We start from the raw sequence: 18,724 nt of genomic DNA, 5'->3' as shown, positions 1-18,724 counted from the left end.
TCGAAACGGCAACAGACCCTCGCCTCAAACGTATTGTGCGGCGGCGTAGCCCGAAGCCCAGGCCCACTGGAAGTTGAAACCGCCGAGATGGCCGGTGACGTCCAGCACCTCACCGATGAAGTACAGCCCCGGCACCTTGAGCGATTCCATGGTTTTCGACGACACCTCGTCGGTGTTCACCCCACCCAGGGTCACTTCCGCAGTGCGGTAGCCCTCGGTGCCGGCCGGCACCAGTTGCCAGTCAGAGAGGCGCTCGGCGATCGCCTTGAGTTCGCCAGGCGTGTACTGCTTCAGCGGTTTGTTGGCGAACCAGCTGTCGACCAGCAGGTTCGCCATCTTCTTGGTGAACAGCTCGGCCAGCAGGGTTTTCAGCTCGCTGTTGCCGCGCTCGTGCTGTTGGGTGGCGAGCCACTCGGGCAGATCGATATGCGGCAGCAGGTCGATATGTACGGTATCGCCCGGCTGCCAGTAGGACGATATCTGCAGGATCGCCGGCCCGGACAGGCCACGGTGGGTAAAGAGGATGTTCTCGACGAAGCTCTGGCCATTGCAGCTCACCCGGCAGTCTTCCACCGAGGTGCCGGACAGCTCGGTGCACAGCGTCTTGAGCTGCGGGTCGGTGAGGGTGAAAGGCACCAGTCCGGCGCGGGTCGGCAGCAGCTCATGACCGAATTGCTTGGCCACCTGATAGCCGAAGCCGGTGGCGCCGAGGGTCGGGATCGACAGCCCGCCGGTGGCGATCACCAGTGACTGGCAGGCCACTTCGCCGAGGTCGCTTTGCAGCAGGAAGCCGCCTGCGGTTTTTTCGATGCTGTGTACTGCCGTGTCCAGGCGAATCTGTGCCCCGGCCTCGGCACATTCGGCCAGCAGCAGTTCAAGGATGTCGCTGGACTTGTTGTCGCAGAACAGCTGGCCAAGCTTCTTCTCGTGGTAGGGCACGCCGTGCTTGGCCACCAGGCCGATGAAGTCCCACTGGGTGAAGCGCGCCAGGGCGGACTTGCAGAAATGCGGGTTGCCGGAAAGGAAGTTGTTCGGCTCGCAGTACAGGTTGGTGAAGTTGCAGCGCCCACCACCGGACATGAGGATCTTCTTGCCGGCCTTGTTGGCATGGTCGAGCACCAGCACGCGGCGCCCACGGGCTGCGGCGGTGGCTGCGCACATCAGGCCGGCGGCGCCTGCGCCGATGATCAGTACGTCGGTTTGCAACACGAAATGTCCTCAGGTGAATCGCTGACGCAGCCAGCGCTGCGCGAAAACCGCTGAAGTTTACCCGAAGCCGCTCTGGGCCGACGCTTCTGTCGCGGTGTGGCTGGCAAGCGTGTAACGCCCGTCTGACTGTCTCAGATATGAAACAGTGACGAGTGGCGTTGTGCCTGCTATCACTAGAACTGATCATTACGAATGGATCGCCACCAATGCCCGCAGTGCGTGCCTGGCTATTGCTCTTGATGCTGTCGCCGGCACTGGCCTCGGCCGAGCTGTTGCGCCTGGTGGCCGACCCCTGGCCGCCGTTCAATGATCAACGGTTGCCCGGCAAAGGTCTGGCCAGTGATCTGGTGGAGCAGGCGCTCGCCCGTGCCGGCTACACCACCAGCTACGTGGAGGTGCCCTGGGAACGCGCGGTGCTGGGGCTCAAGCGTGGCGATTACGATGTGCTGATCAACGCCTGGTACAGCGTCGATCGCACCGAGTACGGCTATTTCTCCCAGCCCTATCTGGTCAACCGTATCCGCTTCATGCGGCGCAAAGGGAGCGACATTCAGTTCGAGACCCTGGCCGATCTCTACCCGCACAACATCGCGGTGGTCAGGGGCTATGCCTATTCCAGGGAATTCGACAGCGATCCGCAGTTGCTCAAGGTTGGTGTCGGCAGTTTCGAAATCGCCGCGCGGATGCTGCATGCCGGGCGCGTGCAGCTGGCGCTGGAGGATGAGCTGGTCGCGCGCCACCTGCTCGGTCGCAAGCTGAGTGCCATCCGCGATGAACTGGAGTTCCTGCCGCAGCCCTTGAGCGAGAACGGCCTGCATATCCTGGTGCGGCGCAGTCTGGCCCAGCATCGCGACATTGCCAGGCGCTTCGATACGGCGATTCAGGCCATGAGCGGCGACGGCAGTTATGCCGCGACGCTGCAGCGCCACAGCCCCTGATCAGGCCAGTACGGTGCGGGCACGGCCCTGTTGCTTGGCCCGGTACAGGCGAATGTCGGCTTCATGCAGCAGGCTTTCCAGGTCCTCGGGTTCACCCTGATAGAGGCCTGCGCTGAACGATAGCGCGGGCGCACCGACGGCGTAATGCAGGCCGGCGCACTGCCGGCGCAGTTTATCCAGTGCCTGAGCCACATGGTCCGCGCCATGCAGGGTCAGCAGGGCAAACTCCTCACCGCCCAGGCGACCCAGCAGTATGTCGGGGAAGGCATTGCTCATCGCTCGGGCGAACACCACCAGGGCGCTGTCGCCGCTGGCATGACCGAAGCCGTCGTTGATCTGTTTGAAGTGGTCGAGATCGAGCATCGCCACGCTGACCTCGCGACTTTCCCGTTGCGCCTTCTGCAGTATTTGCATGCCTTGTTCGTAGAAGGCGCGGCGGTTGTTCAGGCCGGTCAGGGCATCGAACTGCGCGGCCTTCTTCAGTGCGCGCAACAGGTCGCGTCGCTCCAGGGTCGACATTACCCGGCAGTTCAGTTCTTCAGGGCAGAAGGGTTTGCGCAGGAAGTCGTCGGCACCGTGCTTGATGAACTGCGCACTGAGCGAGCCCTTGGGGTCGGCGGACACGCCGATGATGATCAGGTCATTGAGGCGCAGTTTCTGGCGCAGCAGCTTGACCAGCTCGAAACCGCTGACGCCGGGCATGGCATGGTCGAGCACCAGCAGGTCGATATCTGGATGCTCATTGAGCTGGCGCAGGGTCTCCTTGCCGTCGCTGGCCTCGATGATCTGGTAGTGGTGCGGCTCGAGGATATGGCGAATGTAGTGACGCTGCGCCGCAGAGTCGTCGGCGATGAGAATCTTGATATGGCTGTTGTGGTCGAGCCGGTGCAGCAGGCGGAAGGCGTACTCGTAGGAGTGCTGGCTCTCCTTGAGTACGTAATCGACCACGCCTTTCATCAGCAATTCGTCGCGGCGCTGTTCGTTGTAGCTGCCGCTGAGCACGATGCACGGCAGGTGGTAGCGCATCACCAGATCGACGCTTTCGCCGTCCGGCGCGTCCGGTAGGTGCAGGTCGACGATGGCGGCGAAGAACAGCGCCGCAGAGGTCTCCAGCATGACTTCCGCTTCTGCCAGTGAGGCACAGAAGATCGGTTCCAGATCGGTTTCCTGACGGAACAGATGCTCGAGGATCTTCAGTACCAGTGGGCTGTCTTCAATGACCAGAATATTGCGCATGGGTGACTCCGGCCCAGGCCGTTTGATTCTTTATATCAGCCTTACAATAGACGCACACGCAGCGTTCTACCCTTGATCTTGCCTTCAGTGAGGCGCTTGAGCGCCTGGCGGGCGACGTCGCGTTCGACGGCGACATAGGCCTGGTAGTCGAACAGGGCGATCTTGCCGACCTGGCTACCGGGCAGCCCGGCGTCGCCGGTCAGGGCACCAAGGATATCGCCGGGGCGTAGTTTGTCCTTGCGTCCGGCGCCGATGCACAGGGTGTGCATCGGCGGCAGCAGCGGCTCACCCGTCGCCTTTGCTGCAGGCAGCGGGTACCAGGCCAGTTCCTTGCCTTGCAGGGTTTCGATGGCCTGGGCGCGACCAGCTTCGGCCGGGGCCACCAGGCTCAGTGCCAGGCCTTTCTCGCCAGCGCGACCACTACGGCCGATGCGGTGGATATGCACCTCGGCATCACGCGACAGCTCGACGTTGATCACCATTTCCAGCCCGGCGATATCCAGGCCGCGCGCTGCGACGTCGGTGGCTACCAGCACGCTGAGGCTGCGATTGGCGAACAGCGCGAGAATCTGATCGCGATCACGCTGTTCCAGATCGCCATGCAGCGCGGCGGCGGAAATCTTCTCGGCCTCCAGCTGTGCGGCCAGTTCGTCGCATTGTTGGCGGGTGGCGCAGAAGGCCACCGTCGGTTGCTTGCGGAAATGCCGCAGCAGGGTGCTGACCGCTTCCATACGTTGGCTCGGCGCTATTTCGTAGAAGCGCTGCTCGATCTGCCCGTCGTCATGCTGAGCCTCCACTTCGACCCGCTCCGGGCTACGCAAGAAACGTGCGGCAAGCTGTTCGATGGCTGGCGGATAGGTGGCGGAGAACAGCAGAGTCTGACGGCGTGCCGGGGTCTGCTCGATGATTTCGGCGATGCTGTCGATGAAGCCCATGTCGAGCATGCGGTCGGCTTCGTCGAGTACCAGGGTATTGAGCCCATCGACTTTCAGCGTGCCTTTGCGCAGATGCTCCTGCACCCGGCCCGGTGTGCCGACGATCACGTGCGCACCGTGCTCCAGCGAGCCGATCTGCGGGCCGAAGGGCACGCCGCCGCACAGGGTAAGCACCTTGATGTTGTCGGCAGCACGGGCCAGGCGGCGGATTTCCTTGGCCACTTGATCGGCCAGTTCGCGCGTCGGGCACAGCACCATGGCCTGGCAGCCGAAGTAGCGCGGGTTGAGCGGGTGCAGCAGGCCGATGCCGAAGGCCGCGGTCTTGCCGCTGCCGGTCTTGGCCTGGGCGATCAGGTCGCGGCCCTTGAGAATCAGCGGCAGGCTGGCGGCCTGGATGGGCGTCATCTCGGCATAGCCGATGGCGGCGAGGTTGGCCTGCATGGCGGCAGAAATGGGCAGGCTGGCGAAGGCAGTAGCGGTCACGGCAAGAGCTCGGGGGTGAAGAAACAGGCCGGCAGTGTAGCAGGCCCGCTCATTCGTCCGCTGAAACCTCGATATTGCGCCCGCCACGGCCATCTTTCCCGTCCAGTTGCAGGAAGATCGCCGCCGCCAGCATCGACAGCAGGCCAACGCACAGGTAGGTCGCCTGGAATGCCTGCAGCACATGCTCGCTGCCGCCCAGTTCACGGCTGAAGCCGCTGAGCAGCGCCGCCGCCGAGGCAACGCCAAGGCCCATCGCCAGTTGGACCACCACCGACAGCAGGCTGTTGCCGCTGCTGGCGTCGCGGTTGTCCAGATCGATCAGGGTCACGGTGTTCATCGCGGTGAACTGCAGTGAGTTGCAGGCGCCGATCAGGCTCAGTTGGATGATCAGCTGCAACGTCGAGGTTTGTGCATCGACCAGGGCCAGGCTGGCGATCAGGGCGCCGAGCAGCAGGGTGTTGCTGGTGAGGATGTTGCGGTAGCCCAGGCGCTCGATCAGCGGCCTGGCCAGGGGTTTGGCTGCCATGGCCGCCAGCGCCAGCGGAATCAGACTCATGCCGGCCTGGGCCGGCGAATAGCCCATCGCCAGTTGCAGCAGCAGCGGCGTGAGAAAGGGCAGCGCGCCGCTGCCGAGGCGGGCGAACAGGTTGCCGATGATGCCCACGGCGAAGCTGCGGGTGTGGAACAGCTTGGGGGCGAACAACGGGTGTTCGATGCGCCCGGCGCGCAGCCAGTAGGCGGCCAGGCAGGCCATGCCGCCGAGCAACAGCAGCACCACGCGCATGGTCGGCAGGTGCAGTTCGCCGAGCCCTTCCAGGGCCACGGTGATCAGCAGCATGGCGGCGCCGAACAGCAGGAAACCTGCGGTATCGAAGCGGCTGCGCTCAGGGCCGCGCAGGTCGGGCATATGGCGCAGGGCCGCCCAGCAGCCGAGCAGCCCCACCGGCAGGTTGATCAGGAAGATCCAATGCCAGCTGGCCACCTCCACCAGCCAGCCACCTAGGCTCGGGCCGATCAGCGGGCCGAGCAGGCCGGGCAAGGTGATGAAGCTCATGATCCGTACCAGCTCCGAGCGTGGGTAGGCACGCAGCACCACCAGGCGTCCGACCGGCATCATTAGCGCGCCGCCGAGACCCTGGATGACGCGCGCGCCGATCAGCATGCTCAGCGACTCCGACAGTGCGCAGAGCAGCGAGCCGAGGCTGAACAGGGCGATGGCGCCGAAGAAGATGCGCCGCGTGCCGAAGCGGTCGGCGACCCAGCCCGATGCCGGAATCAGCAGGGCCACGGTGAGCATGTAGGCGATCACCACCGACTGCATGCGCAATGGGTTTTCGCCGAGGTCGGCGGCCATGGCCGGTAGTGCGGTGTTGAGGATGGTGCCATCCAGCGTCTGCATGAAGAAGGCGATGGCGACGATCCAGGGCAGCAGGCGGGCGGTTTTGGGGTCGAGCAGGGTGGGGTTGGTCATGCTGTTCTCATGGTCTGTGCGCTTCACTCTAGGCCGCCGACCGGGCCCGGGCAACTGCGCGTTGCCGACGTGCAGGCAGGTGCCAGAGGTGGTGCTACGCTGGGGTTACTGGCACATCGCCCCGCAAGGGCTAAGGACGGCGTCATGCGCTGGTTGACTCTGTGGCTTTCGCTGGCTTGCCAGTCGCTGCTGGCGGCCGAGTGGTTTCCTTATCCGGTGCGTGCCGATGGCCGCATGCTGGATTACCGGCCTTTACCCGTGGCCAGCCAGCCCTGGCGCATCTGCGCGCTGCTGCCCCATGGCAAGGACCGCTACTGGTGGGGTGTGGCCTGGGGGCTGGATCAGGAGGCCAAACGCCTTGGCGTGCGGCTGGGCATCTACGAAGCCGGTGGTTACGAGCATGCCGATGTGCAGGTGGAGCAGTTCGAGCATTGCGTGGCCGAGGGCGCCGATGCCTTCGTCGTGGCCAGCATCAACACCTATGACCTGTGCAGCGCGGCAGAAGTGCAGATCAAGGCCGGTCGGCCCGTGATCGATCTGGTCAATCGTCTGGAGTGCCCGGGGCTCAGCGCGCATTCGCGAGTCGACTTCGCCGACATGGCGCGTGCCACGCTCGAGTACCTGGTGCGTATCAGCGACGGTCGACCGATTCAGATCGGCTGGCTACCCGGGCCGGCCGATGCTGGCTGGGTGCAGGATGCCGAGCGTGGTCTGCGTGATGCCTTGCCTGGAACCCAGGTGATCCTTGCCCATGGCGGTTATGCCCCGGTGGATCGCAGCCGGCAGGCCCAGCTGGCGCGGGAGCTGTTCAAGCAGCATCCCCATCTCGATTACCTGGTGGCCAATGCCGAAGCAGCGGCCTTCGCTGCGCAACTGGTGCGCAATATCGGTTCCGAGGTGCAGGTGGTGTCGTTCTACGCCACCGAGCGGGTGCTGGAGCAGATTCGCGAAGGCCAGGTGCTGGCTGCGCCTACCGATTCACCGGTGATTCAGGCGCGCATCGCCCTGGATCTGGCTGTTCGTGGCCTGCAGGGCGAAAAGCTGCCGCAGCTGGTGAGCCCGCAGATCGAGATGTTCGACGCCGACTCGCTGGAGCGCTTCGACCTCAGCCGGCTGATGCCGCCCGAAGGGCACTGGATGATCCGCCAGGAATTACCCGACTAACCGAGCTTCCTGGCTGCGCAGTGGCGTACCGCGCACCGGCCGCTCGCCCGCGACGAAGTAAGGTGCAGTGCTGCGCGGCAGCGGTTGGCGCCCGCGAATGCGGTCGGCGATCTTCTCGGCGATCATGATGGTGGTGGCGTTGAGGTTGCCAGTAATGATCTCCGGCATGATCGACGCATCCACTACGCGCAGACCCTGCAGACCGTGCACACGGCCTTGCCCGTCGACCACCGCCATGTCGTCTTCGCCCATCTTGCACGAGCAGGACGGGTGGAAAGCCGTTTCCGCATGCTCGCGAATGAAGGCATCCAGTTCGGCGTCGTTCTGTACATGCGCGCCTGGGCTGATTTCACGCCCACGGTAAGGATCGAGCGCCGGTTGCGCCATGATCTCGCGGGTAAGGCGAATGCCGTCGCGAAACTCCTGCCAGTCCTGCTCATGACTCATGTAGTTGAAGAGGATGCTCGGGTGCTGGCGCGGGTCCTTCGACTTGAGCTGGATGCGTCCGCGGCTGAGCGAGCGCATCGAGCCGACGTGAGCCTGGAAACCATGCTCGTTGACCGCGTTGCTGCCGTTGTAGTTGATCGCCACCGGCAGGAAGTGGAACTGGATGTTGGGCCAGGCGAACTCCGGGCGCGTGCGGATGAAACCGCCAGCCTCGAACTGGTTGCTGGCGCCGATGCCGTTGCCGGCGAACAGCCATTGCGCGCCGATGCCGGGCTGGTTGAGCAGCTTGAGCGCGGGGTACAGCGACACTGGTTCGGTGCAGGCGTATTGCAGGTACATCTCCAGGTGATCCTGCAGGTTCTGGCCGACGCCGGGCAGTTCGTGCACCAGTGCAATGTCCAGCTCGCGCAGCAGCGCGGCGGGGCCGACGCCGGAGCGCTGCAGGATTTGCGGTGAGGCGATGGCGCCAGCGCACAGCAGCACTTCGCGGCGAGCACGAGCAATGGTTGGCTCGTTGGCGTTGCCGATCAGGTAGCTGACGCCGCTGGCGCGCTTGCCGTCGAAGAGGATGCGGTCGGTGGTGGCATGGGTGACGATGGTCAGGTTGGGCCGCGCCCGTGCCTGGTCCAGATAGCCGCGCGCGGTGCTGGCGCGTCGTCCTTCCGGGGTCACGGTGCGATCCATCGGGCCAAAGCCTTCCTGCTGGTAGCCGTTGAGGTCGTCCGTGCGCGGATAACCGGCCTGCACGCCGGCCTCGACCATGGCGTGGAACAACGGGTTGTTGCCGGCCTTGGGCGTGGTCACGCTGACCGGGCCGTCACCGCCGTGGTAGTCGTTGGGGCCGATGTCGCGGCTTTCCGCCTTGCGGAAGTACGGCAGGCAGTCGAGGTAGGTCCAGTCTTCCAGGCCCTTGGCCTTGGCCCAGTTGTCGAAGTCCATGGCGTTGCCGCGGATGTAGCACATACCGTTGATCAGGGATGAGCCGCCCAGGCCCTTGCCGCGTCCGCATTCCATGCGGCGATTGTTCATGTGCGGCTCGGGGTCGGTCTCGTAGGCCCAGTTGTAGCGCCGGCCTTGCAGCGGGAACGCCAGGGCAGCGGGCATCTGGGTGCGGAAATCCAAGCGGTAGTCGGGGCCACCGGCTTCGAGCAGCAGCACGCTGACGTCTGCATCTTCGGTCAGGCGAGTGGCCAGGACGTTACCGGCCGAGCCGGCGCCGATGATGATGTAGTCGAATTCCTGGGTCATGAGTCCTCCTGTTGCCCGGCTGCGATCCGGGAAAACGCGGTGACGGTTCCCGGATTGCATCCGGGCTACGGGGCGACGTTTTTGTAGGAGCGGATTTATCCGCGAAAGGCATCGCGGATAAATCCGCTCCTACATGGCATGGCGTTGGCTGTCAGAACACCGAGGCGTAATCGCCCATTTCCAGTTGCACCGACTTGATGCGGGTGTAGTGGCCAAGGGTGACCAGGCCGTTCTCGCGGCCGACACCGGACTGCTTGTAGCCGCCCACCGGCATCTCGGCCGGCGATTCGCCCCAGGTGTTGATCCAGCAGATGCCGGCTTCCAGCTTGTGGATCACCCGGTGCGCGCGGTTCAGATCGCGGGTCACCACGCCGGCGGCCAGGCCGTAGTCGGTGTCGTTGGCGCGGCGGATCACTTCCTCTTCGCTGTCGTAGATGAGGATGCTCATCACCGGGCCGAAGATTTCCTCGCGCACGATGGTCATGTCGTCCCGGCAGTCGGTGAACACGGTGGGGGCGACGTAGGCGCCCTTGGCATGCTCGCCGTCGGTCACGCGCGCCCCGCCGATCAGCAGGCGCGCGCCCTCGCTGCGGCCCTTCTCGATGTAGCCGAGCACGCTTTCCATGTGCGCGTAGCTCACCAGCGGGCCGAAGTTGGTGGCGTCATTCAGCGGATCGCCGAGGCGGATGCGTTTGACCCGCTCCAGCACCTTGGCCTCGAAGCGCGCTTGCAGCATGCGCGGCACGAACACGCGGGTGCCGTTGGTGCACACCTGGCCGGAGCTGTAGAAGTTGGCCATCACCGCGATGTCGGCTGCGCGGTCCAGGTCGGCGTCTTCGAAGATGATCAGCGGCGACTTGCCACCCAGCTCCATGGTCACTTCCTTGAGGCTGGAACTGGAGGCGCTGGCCATCACCTTCTTGCCGGTGACGGTGCCGCCGGTGAAGGAAATCTTCTCGATGCCCGGATGCTCGGTCAGCCACTGACCGACTTCGCGGCCGCTGCCGGTGAGTACGTTGAACACGCCCGCCGGCAGGCCGGCCTGGGTGTAGATCTCGGCGAGTTTCAGCGCGGTCAGCGAGGTGACTTCGCTGGGCTTGAAGATCATCGCGTTGCCGGCGGCCAGGGCCGGGGCGGATTTCCACAGGGCGATCTGGATCGGGTAGTTCCAGGCGCCGATGCCGGCGACCACGCCCAGTGGTTCGCGACGGGTATAGACGAAGGAGGTGTCGCGCAGCGGAATCTGCTCGCCCTCGATGGCCGGGATCAGGCCGGCGTAGTACTCCAGCACGTCGGCGCCGGTGACAATGTCGACGTAGCGGGTTTCGCTCAGGGGTTTGCCAGTGTCGAGGGTTTCCAGCTCGGCCAGCTCATCGTTGTGCTCGCGCAGGATATCCACGGCCTTGCGCAGAATGCGCGAGCGCTGCATGGCGGTCATCGCCGCCCACACCTTCTGCCCCTCGGCAGCGCTGGCCACCGCACGATCGACATCCGCCTGACTGGCGCGCTGCACCCTGGCCAGCACCTCGCCGGTAGCGGGGTTGATGCTGTCGAAGGTTTCTCCACTGCTGGCGGCGACGTACTGGCCACCGATGTAGAGCTGCTGTTCGGCGAAACGGGGCATGGGCTGTCCTCTGCACTTGGCAATCTGCTTGGAGAACAGCCTATTTTATTTAAATTGAACGATCAATCAATAAAAACGACAAGGCGCAGCCAAACGCGACATGCACGCAAGGTTCGATGTCGTAGGGTGCGCCGTGCGCACCGGGCGATCCAAATGATCGGAGAGGGCGTTAAACGCGGTGCACGCCGCCCAGGCAGCCCCGCGACAGCCTACGATGCCTTGGCCAGCTGCAGGTCGAGGTAGTCGTAGGCGATGCGGCGCGCCTGCTCGGTGTCGAAGGCTTCGCCGGAAAGCGCGCCGCGCAGCCACAGGCCATCGATCAGCGAGGCCAGGCCGCGCGCCGCGAAGCGGGCCTGATCGCGCGGCAGCGCGCGATGGAACTGGCCGCAGAGGTTGGAGTAGAGGCGGTGATCGTTGACCCGCTGCAGGCGGCGCAGGGCCGGCTGGTGCATGCTGCTGGCCCAGAACGCCAGCCAGGTCTTCATCGCCGGGCCGCTGACCTGGCTGTCGTCGAAGTTGCCGTCGATCATCGCCTTCAGATGAGCACGCGGGCTGTCCTCGCGCAATGCGCGACGGCGTGCGCCCACGGCATCGCTGAGCGCCTGCATCAGATGGCGCATGGTGGCTTCGAGCAGGCCGTTCTTGTCGTTGAAGTAGTGGCTGATGATGCCGTTGGATACCCCGGCCAGACGGGCGATATAGGCGATGCTGGCGTCAGCCATACCGACCTGGTCGACGGCTTCCAGGGTGGCGGCGATCAGTTGCGAACGGCGAATGGGCTGCATGCCGACCTTGGGCATGGGGCACTCCGTGAGGGGCGGGGGAGCCGAAGTCTAGGCAGTTTTTGACTGAGCGATCAATCAATGCGTGCTCCGGTGTTTGGAGTCAGCGGCCCGCGAGTAGAAGGTGTGGCAGGAACAGGGCGATGCTCAGGCCCAGGCCCTGCAACAGGTGGCTGAAAAAGAGGGTGGTAACGCTATGCGCCTCATCGCCGTACAGCAGAGCAGCCAACGTACGTTCGTTGCGGTGAATGGAATACAGGGCAACCGCCACGCAGATGAATATGCCAAAAGCACCGGCTGCGGCTCCCCACAGGCTCCAGGACGCCGGAGCGAGCCAGGCGGGAAGAAAGGGCAGAAGCAGCAGCTTATAGCCCTCAGGCAGGTTGGCAACGGCTTGTATCCGGCGCTCAAGGCCATTACGAGCGGGCCGCCTGTGGCGGTGCTGTCGCTTGCTCATCGCAGGCTCATGCGCTGGCGATCACTGTTGCGGCGCTTCGACTGCATCCGAGGGCTGGGCGGTGTACTCGATCAGCGCCGCGACATACAGCAGCCCGACCGCCATGCCGGTGTAAAGATCGAAGCCGAATAGAAACTGGGTGATCAGTGCTGTCAGCAGCAGGACGCCGATGGCAAGTCTCGAGGTTACGGGTTTGCCTGCTGCCAGCAGAGCCGTCCCGACGACGGCGGCGATCATCAGCCCGACGCAGGTAGCCAGATAGCGGTAGGCCTTCGCGTCCCAGATCAAGAAGATGTTGACTGAACTGGTGTAGATCAACAGAAATGTCAGCAGGGAAAGGCAGCCGATAACGGCGAAGACGCTGGCGGTATTTTTCATCTGTGTTCGGTCTGTTCATTTCGGGAGGCGAGAGTCTAGAGGTCACGTCTCGCATGCTCTAGCCGAAATGTCCGAAAAATTGATATGGGTGGCGTCGCGAATTGCCAGAAACCACAAAGCGGGCCGAAGCCCGCTTTGTGCTATTGCAGGTGCGTGGCTTATTTCAACCAGCTTTCCACGCGCTTCGGGTTGGCGGCGATCCAGTCCTTGGCGGCCTGGTCCGGTTTGGCGCCTTCACGGATGGCCAGCATCACCGCGCCGACTTCTTCACCGCTCCAGGAAATCTTGCTGAGGAAGGCGGCAGCGTCGGCAGCCTTGCCCTTCAGCTCAGGATTGGCAACGGTGTCGACGCGCTCGTCGTCGCCGAAGACTTTCTTCGGATCTTCGAGGAAGCGCAGTTTCCACTTGGCGAACATCCAGTGCGGAATCCAGCCGGTGACCACGATCGGCTTCTGCGCTTTCTCGGCACGGGTCAGGGCGGTGGCCATGGCCGGGCCCGAACTCGGCATCAGCTTGATGCTGGCCAGGTTGTATTCCTTGATGGCTTCCTCGGTGCGGCGCATCACGCCGGCGCCAGCGTCGATGCCGGTGATCTTGCCGTCGAAGTCCTTGGCGTATTTCTCCAGGTCTTCGATGCTCTTGGCGTCGACGTAGTCGGGCACGATCAGGCCGATCTTGGCGCCGGAGTAGTTGGTGCCGAGGATTTCCACCTTGTCCTTGAGCTTGTCGTAGTACTCGCCGTGGGTGGCTGGCAGCCAGGCGGAGAGGGTGGCATCGAGATCGCCACGGGCCACGCCCTGCCACATGATGGCGGGTTCGACCGGCTTCAGTTCGACGGTGTAGCCGAGTTTGCTTTGCAGGATTTCACCGGCGACATGGGTGACGGCGACGCTGTCGTCCCAGCCGTTGACGTAGCCGATCTTCAGGGTGGGTTTGTCGGCGGCCAGGGCGCTGCCCATGCCGATGGCCAGGGCGGCAGCGCCGAGGCAGAGGTGCTTGATTACGCGCATGTTTGTTGTGCTCCATCAGTGAGTGGCAGTTGCAAAATCGTTGACTGGCTCGTTCTCATTGCGGGCCTTGCGAATCCGTGTTGCGCAGCAGATTGCCGGTTCGCGGGCAAAGTCTCCCCGTCACGGCCAGAAATCAGCCGCTAGTGGTGTACGAGGAGGTTTCCGAGCTCGAACCCTCAGGTTCGAGCCCGAATCGGGTTGTGGCCTGTTACAGCCCGACGTGTTTCTTCACGGCAGCTACGCCGTCCTGACCGTCAAAGGTGGTCACGCCGCTCAGCCACTGGTCGAGGATCGCCGGGTTGGCCTTGATCCACTCCTTGGCGACGTTCTGCGGGTTTTCCTTCTCCAGTACCTTTTCCATCAGCTGGCTTTCGATGTCGACGGTGAACTGCAGGTTGTTCAGCAGCTTGCCGACGTTCTCACAGCGCGCCTCGTAGTCCGGCGGTACCACGGTGTAGACCTTGGCCGCGCCGTAGTCGGGGCCGAACACGTCGTCACCACCGGACAGGTAGGTGATGTCGTGCTGGGTATTCATCGGGTGCGGCGCCCAGCCGAGGAAGACCACCGGCTCTTTTTTGCGCATGGCACGCGATACCTGCACCAGCATGCCAGCCTCGCTGGACTCGACCATGCGGAAGCCGCCGAGGTCGAACTGGTTGTTCTTGATCATGCCGTCGATCAGCAGGTTGCCGTCGTTGCCCGGCTCGATGCCGTAGATCTTGCCGCCCAGTTGATCCTTGAACTTGGCGATGTCCTGGAAGCTCTTCAGGCCGGCCTCGGCTGTATAGGTCGGTACGGCCAGGGTGTATTTGGCACCCTCGAGATTGGCTTTCTCCAGCACCTTGACGCCGCCGTCCTTGAGGAAGGGCTCGATCACCGAGTCCATCGACGGTGCCCAGTAGCCGAGGAACACGTCGACCTGGCCGCTCTTGACGCCGGTGAAGGCGATGGGGACAGAAGCCATGATCTTGCGCGGCTGATAGCCCAGACCTTCGACCAGGGTCATGGCCACACCGGTGGTGGCGGCGATGTCGGCCCAGCCAATCTCGGCGAAACGCACCTGCTTGCAGCTCGCCGGCTCCGCGGCCATGGCGCCCTGCGCCAGTGCGCAGGACAGCAGGCCGATGGCGGCGGTGGTTTTGATCATTTTCATCTGCGGTTCCCTGTGAAGTGAAAAATCTTTACTGGCGCTGCAGCTTGCCGCTGAACCAGGCAAAGATGCCGCTGCGGGCAGTCTGCTTGGTGCCAAAACTTTCAGTGATGCGGTCGAGAATGATCGCCAGCAGCACCACGGCCATGCCGCTTTCGAAGCCTAGCCCGATGTCCAGGCGCTGGATACTCGCCAGTACATCGTTACCCAGGCCACCGGCGCCGACCATGGAGGCGATGATCACCATCGACAGGGCCATCATGATGGTCTGGTTGACCCCGGCCATGATCGACGGCATGGCATTGGGCAGTTGTACCTTGAACAGCAACTGGCGGCTGGTGCAGCCGAAGGACTGACCGGCCTCGACGATTTCCTTGTTCACCTGGCGAATCCCCAGGCTGGTCAGGCGTACCGCCGGCGGCATGGCGAAGATCACCGTGGCGATGATGCCGGGCACGCGACCTAGACCGAAGAGCATGGCTGCCGGGATCAGGTAGACGAATGCCGGCATGGTCTGCATGAAGTCGAGGATCGGCCGGATGATGGTCGCCACGCGCTCGCTCTTGGCGGCCCAGATGCCCAGCGGAATACCCAGCAGCAGGCTGATCAGCGTCGAGGAGAAGGTCAGGCCGAGGGTTACGACTGTCTGCTCCCAGAAACCGGTCATGACGATGAGGATGAAGGCCACCGCGGTGAATACCGCGAAACGTGCGCCGATGCGCCACAGGCCGAGGGCGACGAAGATGGCGATCAACAGCCAGGCCGGCGGCAGCATGAGCAGGGCTTCGATGGCTTCGGAGAAGCCGGCGACCACGCCGCCGATGCTGTCGAAGGCACCGCTGTAGTTGTCCAGCAGGTGCTGGACGACATCGTTGACCCAGCTACCCAGGTCGAGTTTCTTGTCACTCATGGGATTCCCCCTGCAGTCGGGTCAGCAGGCGGCCCTTGCTGATGGCGCCGCAGTAGTGGCCTTCGGCGTCCACCACCGGGATCGGGCCTTCGTTGTCCACCAGGCGGGTGATGACATCTTCCAGCGGCATGTCTTCGGGTACCGGTACCACTTGCTTGAGCGCATCCGCCTCGAGTGGCCTGGGTTCATCGCCGTCGACCATCAGGGCGATCCGTTCCAGGCTGATGGAGCCCTGGAAGTTGTTCTGCTCATCGACGATGAAGGCGTAGTGCTTGTCCAGCGCCTGCAACTCCTTGCAGATCTTCGCCGCATCCGGCGCCTTGCCGTTGTAGATATAGGTCGGCACGCTGTCAGCCTTGAGCTGGCCAGCGGTGAGGTAGCGGCTGGTGTCGACGGTGTCGAAGAAGTTGCGCACGTATTCGTTGGCCGGCTTCTCGATCAGTTCCTGCGGGGTGCCGACCTGGATCAGCTTGCCGCCTTCCATGATGCCGATGCGGGTACCGATGCGCATGGCCTCTTCGATGTCGTGCGAGACGAAAATGATGGTGCGGCGATGCGTCTTCTGCAGCTCCAGCAGCACGTCCTGCATCTCGCGGCGCTTGAGTGGGTCGAGGGCGGAGAAGGCCTCGTCCATGATGATCATCGACGGGTTCACCGTCAGCGCGCGAGCCAGGCCGACGCGCTGCTGCATGCCACCGGAGAGCTCGTGCGGATACTTGTGGGCGAAGGTGTCCAGGCCGACCTGCGTGAGCACTTCCATGGCGCGCTTCTCGCGCTCCTTGCGGCCGGTGCCGGCCACTTCCAGGCCGAAGGCCGCGTTGTCCAGCACGCTGCGCGAAGGCATCAGGGCGAAGGACTGGAAGACCATGCTCATGTCGCGCCGCCGCAGGTCGATCAATTGCGATTGCGGCAGCTTGGCCACGTTCTGGCCATCGATGTAGACATCACCGGCGCTGGGTTCGACCAGACGGTTGATCAGACGGATGAGGGTGGATTTGCCGGAGCCGGACAGTCCCATGAGAACGAATATTTCGCCCTCCTCGACACTGAACGACACATCGCTGACGCCGATCACGGCGCCTTTCTCGGCCAGAATCCTCTCCTTGCTCCAGCCTTCCTTGAGCAGGTCGATGGCTTCTTGTGGGTTGGGGCCGAAAACCTTGTACAGGTGTTCGACCACGATCTTTCCAGACTGCATGGGACGTTTCCCCTTCAATCGGCATCCAGTTCGCGCTGGCACAGCTGGGCACGCATCGTCGAAGCGTAGATCAGCTGTGTCAGGCCTCTGATACCTGTGTGGGTGTTTGCTGAGTTTCGAGGCTGGCGAACGCTTTGCTGCGGGATTCGAGTGTGGCACTCGGGCACGCTGCAGCGCACGCGGCTGGTGGCAAAAACTGCCCGCTGCGTCGTTGCAACCTGCTGATGAGTGACCACTGTCTTGCCGTGCTGCAAACCGCTTTCCAAACCCTCTGGCAGTGTTTCGAAGCCCATTCCCTTGGGGGTTCATGCGTCGTCCTGGCGCATGCGTACATCCGAAATTTCTTGTTGGGCTGGCGCCCTATCGATGGTGGGCCAGCGCTTGTATGTTCTTCGGTCCGGGGCGGTGGGCCCCAGTCTGCCGTTCCCTTTGGGAGGCGGCAGCGACGTCATCGGCTGACTCAACGATATAGTCTTGGGGTCTGCGCAATTATCGGTTTGCGACCCTGACGTGTTGGGCGACGACATGGCCCGTCACACCGTGTGTTTTCCCATGTTTTCGCCGTTTTCCGGGCTCCTGAAAGCACTGCGTGATGCCGTTTCGAATCGCGCTCGGTGTGAGCATCGAGGCGCGTCTTCGAGAACGTGCTTTAAAAACCTTAACAGACTTTTTTGCCCCTTGGCCAAGCCTCAAAGCCGCGCCGGGACTGGTTTTCAGCCCTGCAAGCGAGGCGCAGGCGGCGTAGCGCGGGGGCTGTGGCGATGTTGAAAAAAATTTACAAGAAGAGGTGGTGGCGTGCCGAAAATCGTTGAAAAAACGAAAGTCGGCGCGATGTGACCATTTGGTCACGCCTGATTCGGCTCGCGAGCCCGAGCGTGATTCTCGATGAGGGGAGAGAAAGCCCTTTCCTGCTCTGGATAAATCTCTATTTTTGGCCATTTTTGGTGGTTTTCTAGGCTTTTTCGTTGAACTTGTTAGTCATTTTTCGCCAGTGATATGTCGAACACCTTGCTGATTGGAGCGCCTTGATAGCGGGTCACGCCTTCCAGCCAGGCCGCGACCATCTGCGGGTTGTCTTCGATCCATTTCTTGGCCACGCGGCGGCGGTTGGTGTTGCCTTCCAGTACGGCGCTCATCAACTGGTTTTCTGCGCTGATGGTGAAGGTCATATTGCGGAACAACCGAGCCAGGTTGGGGCACTGCTGGCTCAGACCACCGCGCGCCACTGTGTTGACCTGCGCTGCTCCGTAATTGGGGCCGAAATAATCATCGCCACCGGCCAGATAGTTCATTTTCAGACGCTCGTTCATCGGGTGCGGTTCCCAGCCGAGAAATACCGCCCATTTGCCCAGGCGTTGAGCGCGTTCGACGTGGTTGAGCATGCCGCTTTCGCTGGACTCGACCAGGCTGAAACCAGCGAGACCGAAGGTGTTGTCGCGAATCATGCCCTTGACCATCTCGTTGCCTTCGTTGCCAGGTTCGATGCCGAAGATCTGCCCGCCGAGTTCGTCCTTGAAGCGGTGGATGTCGGCGAAATCCTTCAGCCCGCCTTCATGGCCTGGCGTCAGTACCGCCAGGGTGTAACGCACCGTTGGCAGGTTGGTGTGCAGCTTCTCGATCCTGCCGCTGTCCAGGTGGGGTTGCACCAGCTCGCTCTGGGCCGGCATCCAGTTGCCGAGGAACACGTCCAGCTGGCCTTCGGACAATCCGCGGTAAGTGTCGGGCAACGACAGGCGGCGGATCTGCGTGCGATAGCCGATCTCGCCCAGTACCAGGCGAGCAACGGCGGTGGTCATGGTGATGTCGGTCCAGCCGACATCGCTCAGGCGCACCAACTCGCAGCGCTCGGCTTCGGCGGCGTGCAGGGCGGTGGAGGAGGTGAGGGCGATCACGAGCAGCCAGCGAGCAAATCTGTTCATGGGGCGTGCCTCTGTTCGGGCGGCTGGAGCCGCAGGAAGGTTCCCGGGACGGGCGATTGGCTATTTCACAGCAAGAGGTGGGCCGCCCTCTGGGCGAGAAGCGACACTGGCATGTCGAGAAAAGACCTCGACGCGGACGACTCACCACGGCGCGATTGGATATGC

17 protein-coding genes are annotated in these 18,724 nt (G+C 63.2%); 2 read left to right on the top strand and 15 right to left on the bottom strand.

What is annotated here, in order from left to right:
• Nucleotides 1-24: 24 nt before the first annotated feature.
• Nucleotides 25-1,209: a BaiN/RdsA family NAD(P)/FAD-dependent oxidoreductase gene (locus BLR77_RS08030; RefSeq protein WP_074676486.1), complete on the bottom strand. Its 1,185-nt coding sequence runs from the start codon at nt 1,207-1,209 to the stop codon at nt 25-27.
• A gap of 206 nt (nt 1,210-1,415) precedes the next feature.
• On the opposite strand from BLR77_RS08030, the gene BLR77_RS08025 reads away from it, so the two are divergent.
• Entirely contained in the window at nt 1,416-2,147 is a 732-nt protein-coding gene (locus BLR77_RS08025; RefSeq protein WP_074676485.1) for a substrate-binding periplasmic protein, read from the top strand.
• Here the strand turns inward: BLR77_RS08025 and BLR77_RS08020 are convergent, their stop codons facing one another.
• Genes BLR77_RS08020 through mdtD form a run of 3 tightly spaced genes read right to left on the bottom strand, consistent with a single transcriptional unit; the run spans nt 2,148 to nt 6,272 of the window.
• Entirely contained in the window at nt 2,148-3,383 is a 1,236-nt protein-coding gene (locus tag BLR77_RS08020; protein ID WP_072423414.1) for a GGDEF domain-containing response regulator, read from the bottom strand.
• Nucleotides 3,384-3,424: 41 nt separating this feature from the next.
• Nucleotides 3,425-4,801, bottom strand: coding sequence for an ATP-dependent RNA helicase DbpA (gene dbpA / locus BLR77_RS08015; protein WP_072423413.1), 1,377 nt, complete (start codon nt 4,799-4,801; stop codon nt 3,425-3,427).
• Between the two features lie 49 nt (nt 4,802-4,850).
• Nucleotides 4,851-6,272 (bottom strand): multidrug transporter subunit MdtD, encoded by a 1,422-nt coding sequence (mdtD, locus tag BLR77_RS08010; protein WP_083366033.1) that lies wholly within the window; start codon nt 6,270-6,272, stop codon nt 4,851-4,853.
• Between the two features lie 144 nt (nt 6,273-6,416).
• Between mdtD and torT the strand changes: the two genes are divergently transcribed.
• Complete coding sequence (torT, locus tag BLR77_RS08005; RefSeq protein ID WP_074676483.1) at nt 6,417-7,436, top strand: TMAO reductase system periplasmic protein TorT; 1,020 nt, start codon at nt 6,417-6,419, stop codon at nt 7,434-7,436.
• Here the strand turns inward: torT and betA are convergent.
• From betA to BLR77_RS07950, 11 genes are all read right to left on the bottom strand, one after another.
• The gene (gene betA, locus BLR77_RS08000; RefSeq protein WP_074676482.1) at nt 7,425-9,131 is read right to left on the bottom strand and encodes a choline dehydrogenase; all 1,707 of its coding nucleotides are present in this window, start codon (nt 9,129-9,131) and stop codon (nt 7,425-7,427) included. The two genes, torT and betA, sit on opposite strands and share 12 nt — an antisense overlap.
• 151 nt (nt 9,132-9,282) lie before the next feature.
• Nucleotides 9,283-10,755: a betaine-aldehyde dehydrogenase gene (betB, locus tag BLR77_RS07995; RefSeq protein WP_074676481.1), complete on the bottom strand. Its 1,473-nt coding sequence runs from the start codon at nt 10,753-10,755 to the stop codon at nt 9,283-9,285.
• A gap of 209 nt (nt 10,756-10,964) precedes the next feature.
• On the bottom strand, nt 10,965-11,555 hold the full coding sequence (gene betI, locus BLR77_RS07990; protein ID WP_074676480.1) for a transcriptional regulator BetI: 591 nt from the start codon (nt 11,553-11,555) through the stop codon (nt 10,965-10,967).
• Nucleotides 11,556-11,640: 85 nt separating this feature from the next.
• The gene (locus BLR77_RS25585) at nt 11,641-11,994 is read right to left on the bottom strand and encodes a hypothetical protein (protein ID WP_169716320.1); all 354 of its coding nucleotides are present in this window, start codon (nt 11,992-11,994) and stop codon (nt 11,641-11,643) included.
• Nucleotides 11,995-12,015: 21 nt separating this feature from the next.
• Complete coding sequence (locus tag BLR77_RS07980) at nt 12,016-12,372, bottom strand: hypothetical protein (protein WP_074676479.1); 357 nt, start codon at nt 12,370-12,372, stop codon at nt 12,016-12,018.
• Between the two features lie 158 nt (nt 12,373-12,530).
• A complete protein-coding gene (locus BLR77_RS07975; RefSeq protein ID WP_074676478.1) occupies nt 12,531-13,382 on the bottom strand; it encodes a glycine betaine ABC transporter substrate-binding protein in 852 nt (283 codons plus the stop codon).
• 208 nt (nt 13,383-13,590) lie between these two features.
• Nucleotides 13,591-14,535, bottom strand: a complete 945-nt coding sequence (locus BLR77_RS07970; RefSeq protein ID WP_074676477.1) for a choline ABC transporter substrate-binding protein — start codon at nt 14,533-14,535, stop codon at nt 13,591-13,593.
• Nucleotides 14,536-14,563: 28 nt separating this feature from the next.
• Nucleotides 14,564-15,442: an ABC transporter permease gene (locus tag BLR77_RS07965; protein ID WP_074676476.1), complete on the bottom strand. Its 879-nt coding sequence runs from the start codon at nt 15,440-15,442 to the stop codon at nt 14,564-14,566.
• Entirely contained in the window at nt 15,435-16,640 is a 1,206-nt protein-coding gene (locus BLR77_RS07960) for a quaternary amine ABC transporter ATP-binding protein (protein ID WP_074676475.1), read from the bottom strand. The genes BLR77_RS07965 and BLR77_RS07960 overlap by 8 nt, the downstream gene beginning before the upstream one ends.
• A gap of 14 nt (nt 16,641-16,654) precedes the next feature.
• Complete coding sequence (locus tag BLR77_RS07955) at nt 16,655-16,933, bottom strand: hypothetical protein (protein ID WP_074676474.1); 279 nt, start codon at nt 16,931-16,933, stop codon at nt 16,655-16,657.
• 681 nt (nt 16,934-17,614) lie between these two features.
• Nucleotides 17,615-18,559, bottom strand: a complete 945-nt coding sequence (locus BLR77_RS07950; protein WP_074676473.1) for an ABC transporter substrate-binding protein — start codon at nt 18,557-18,559, stop codon at nt 17,615-17,617.
• Nucleotides 18,560-18,724 lie beyond the last annotated feature (165 nt).

Origin of the sequence: Ectopseudomonas alcaliphila (assembly GCF_900101755.1) — a bacterium.
Taxonomy (GTDB): Bacteria; Pseudomonadota; Gammaproteobacteria; order Pseudomonadales; family Pseudomonadaceae; genus Aquipseudomonas; species Aquipseudomonas alcaliphila.
This window is presented reverse-complemented; position numbering and strand designations above follow the sequence as displayed.

Coding starts and splice junctions, on each gene's coding strand:
- BLR77_RS25585 (WP_169716320.1), bottom strand. CDS start 11,994: ATGAGCAAGCGACAGCACCGCCACAGGCGGCCCGCTCGTAATGGCCTT.
- betB (WP_074676481.1), bottom strand. CDS start 10,755: ATGCCCCGTTTCGCCGAACAGCAGCTCTACATCGGTGGCCAGTACGTC.
- torT (WP_074676483.1), top strand. CDS start 6,417: ATGCGCTGGTTGACTCTGTGGCTTTCGCTGGCTTGCCAGTCGCTGCTG.
- BLR77_RS07955 (WP_074676474.1), bottom strand. CDS start 16,933: ATGGGCTTCGAAACACTGCCAGAGGGTTTGGAAAGCGGTTTGCAGCAC.
- betA (WP_074676482.1), bottom strand. CDS start 9,131: ATGACCCAGGAATTCGACTACATCATCATCGGCGCCGGCTCGGCCGGT.
- BLR77_RS08020 (WP_072423414.1), bottom strand. CDS start 3,383: ATGCGCAATATTCTGGTCATTGAAGACAGCCCACTGGTACTGAAGATC.
- BLR77_RS08025 (WP_074676485.1), top strand. CDS start 1,416: ATGCCCGCAGTGCGTGCCTGGCTATTGCTCTTGATGCTGTCGCCGGCA.
- betI (WP_074676480.1), bottom strand. CDS start 11,555: ATGCCCAAGGTCGGCATGCAGCCCATTCGCCGTTCGCAACTGATCGCC.
- BLR77_RS07960 (WP_074676475.1), bottom strand. CDS start 16,640: ATGCAGTCTGGAAAGATCGTGGTCGAACACCTGTACAAGGTTTTCGGC.
- mdtD (WP_083366033.1), bottom strand. CDS start 6,272: ATGACCAACCCCACCCTGCTCGACCCCAAAACCGCCCGCCTGCTGCCC.
- BLR77_RS07950 (WP_074676473.1), bottom strand. CDS start 18,559: ATGAACAGATTTGCTCGCTGGCTGCTCGTGATCGCCCTCACCTCCTCC.
- BLR77_RS07965 (WP_074676476.1), bottom strand. CDS start 15,442: ATGAGTGACAAGAAACTCGACCTGGGTAGCTGGGTCAACGATGTCGTC.
- BLR77_RS07975 (WP_074676478.1), bottom strand. CDS start 13,382: ATGCGCGTAATCAAGCACCTCTGCCTCGGCGCTGCCGCCCTGGCCATC.
- BLR77_RS07970 (WP_074676477.1), bottom strand. CDS start 14,535: ATGAAAATGATCAAAACCACCGCCGCCATCGGCCTGCTGTCCTGCGCA.
- BLR77_RS07980 (WP_074676479.1), bottom strand. CDS start 12,372: ATGAAAAATACCGCCAGCGTCTTCGCCGTTATCGGCTGCCTTTCCCTG.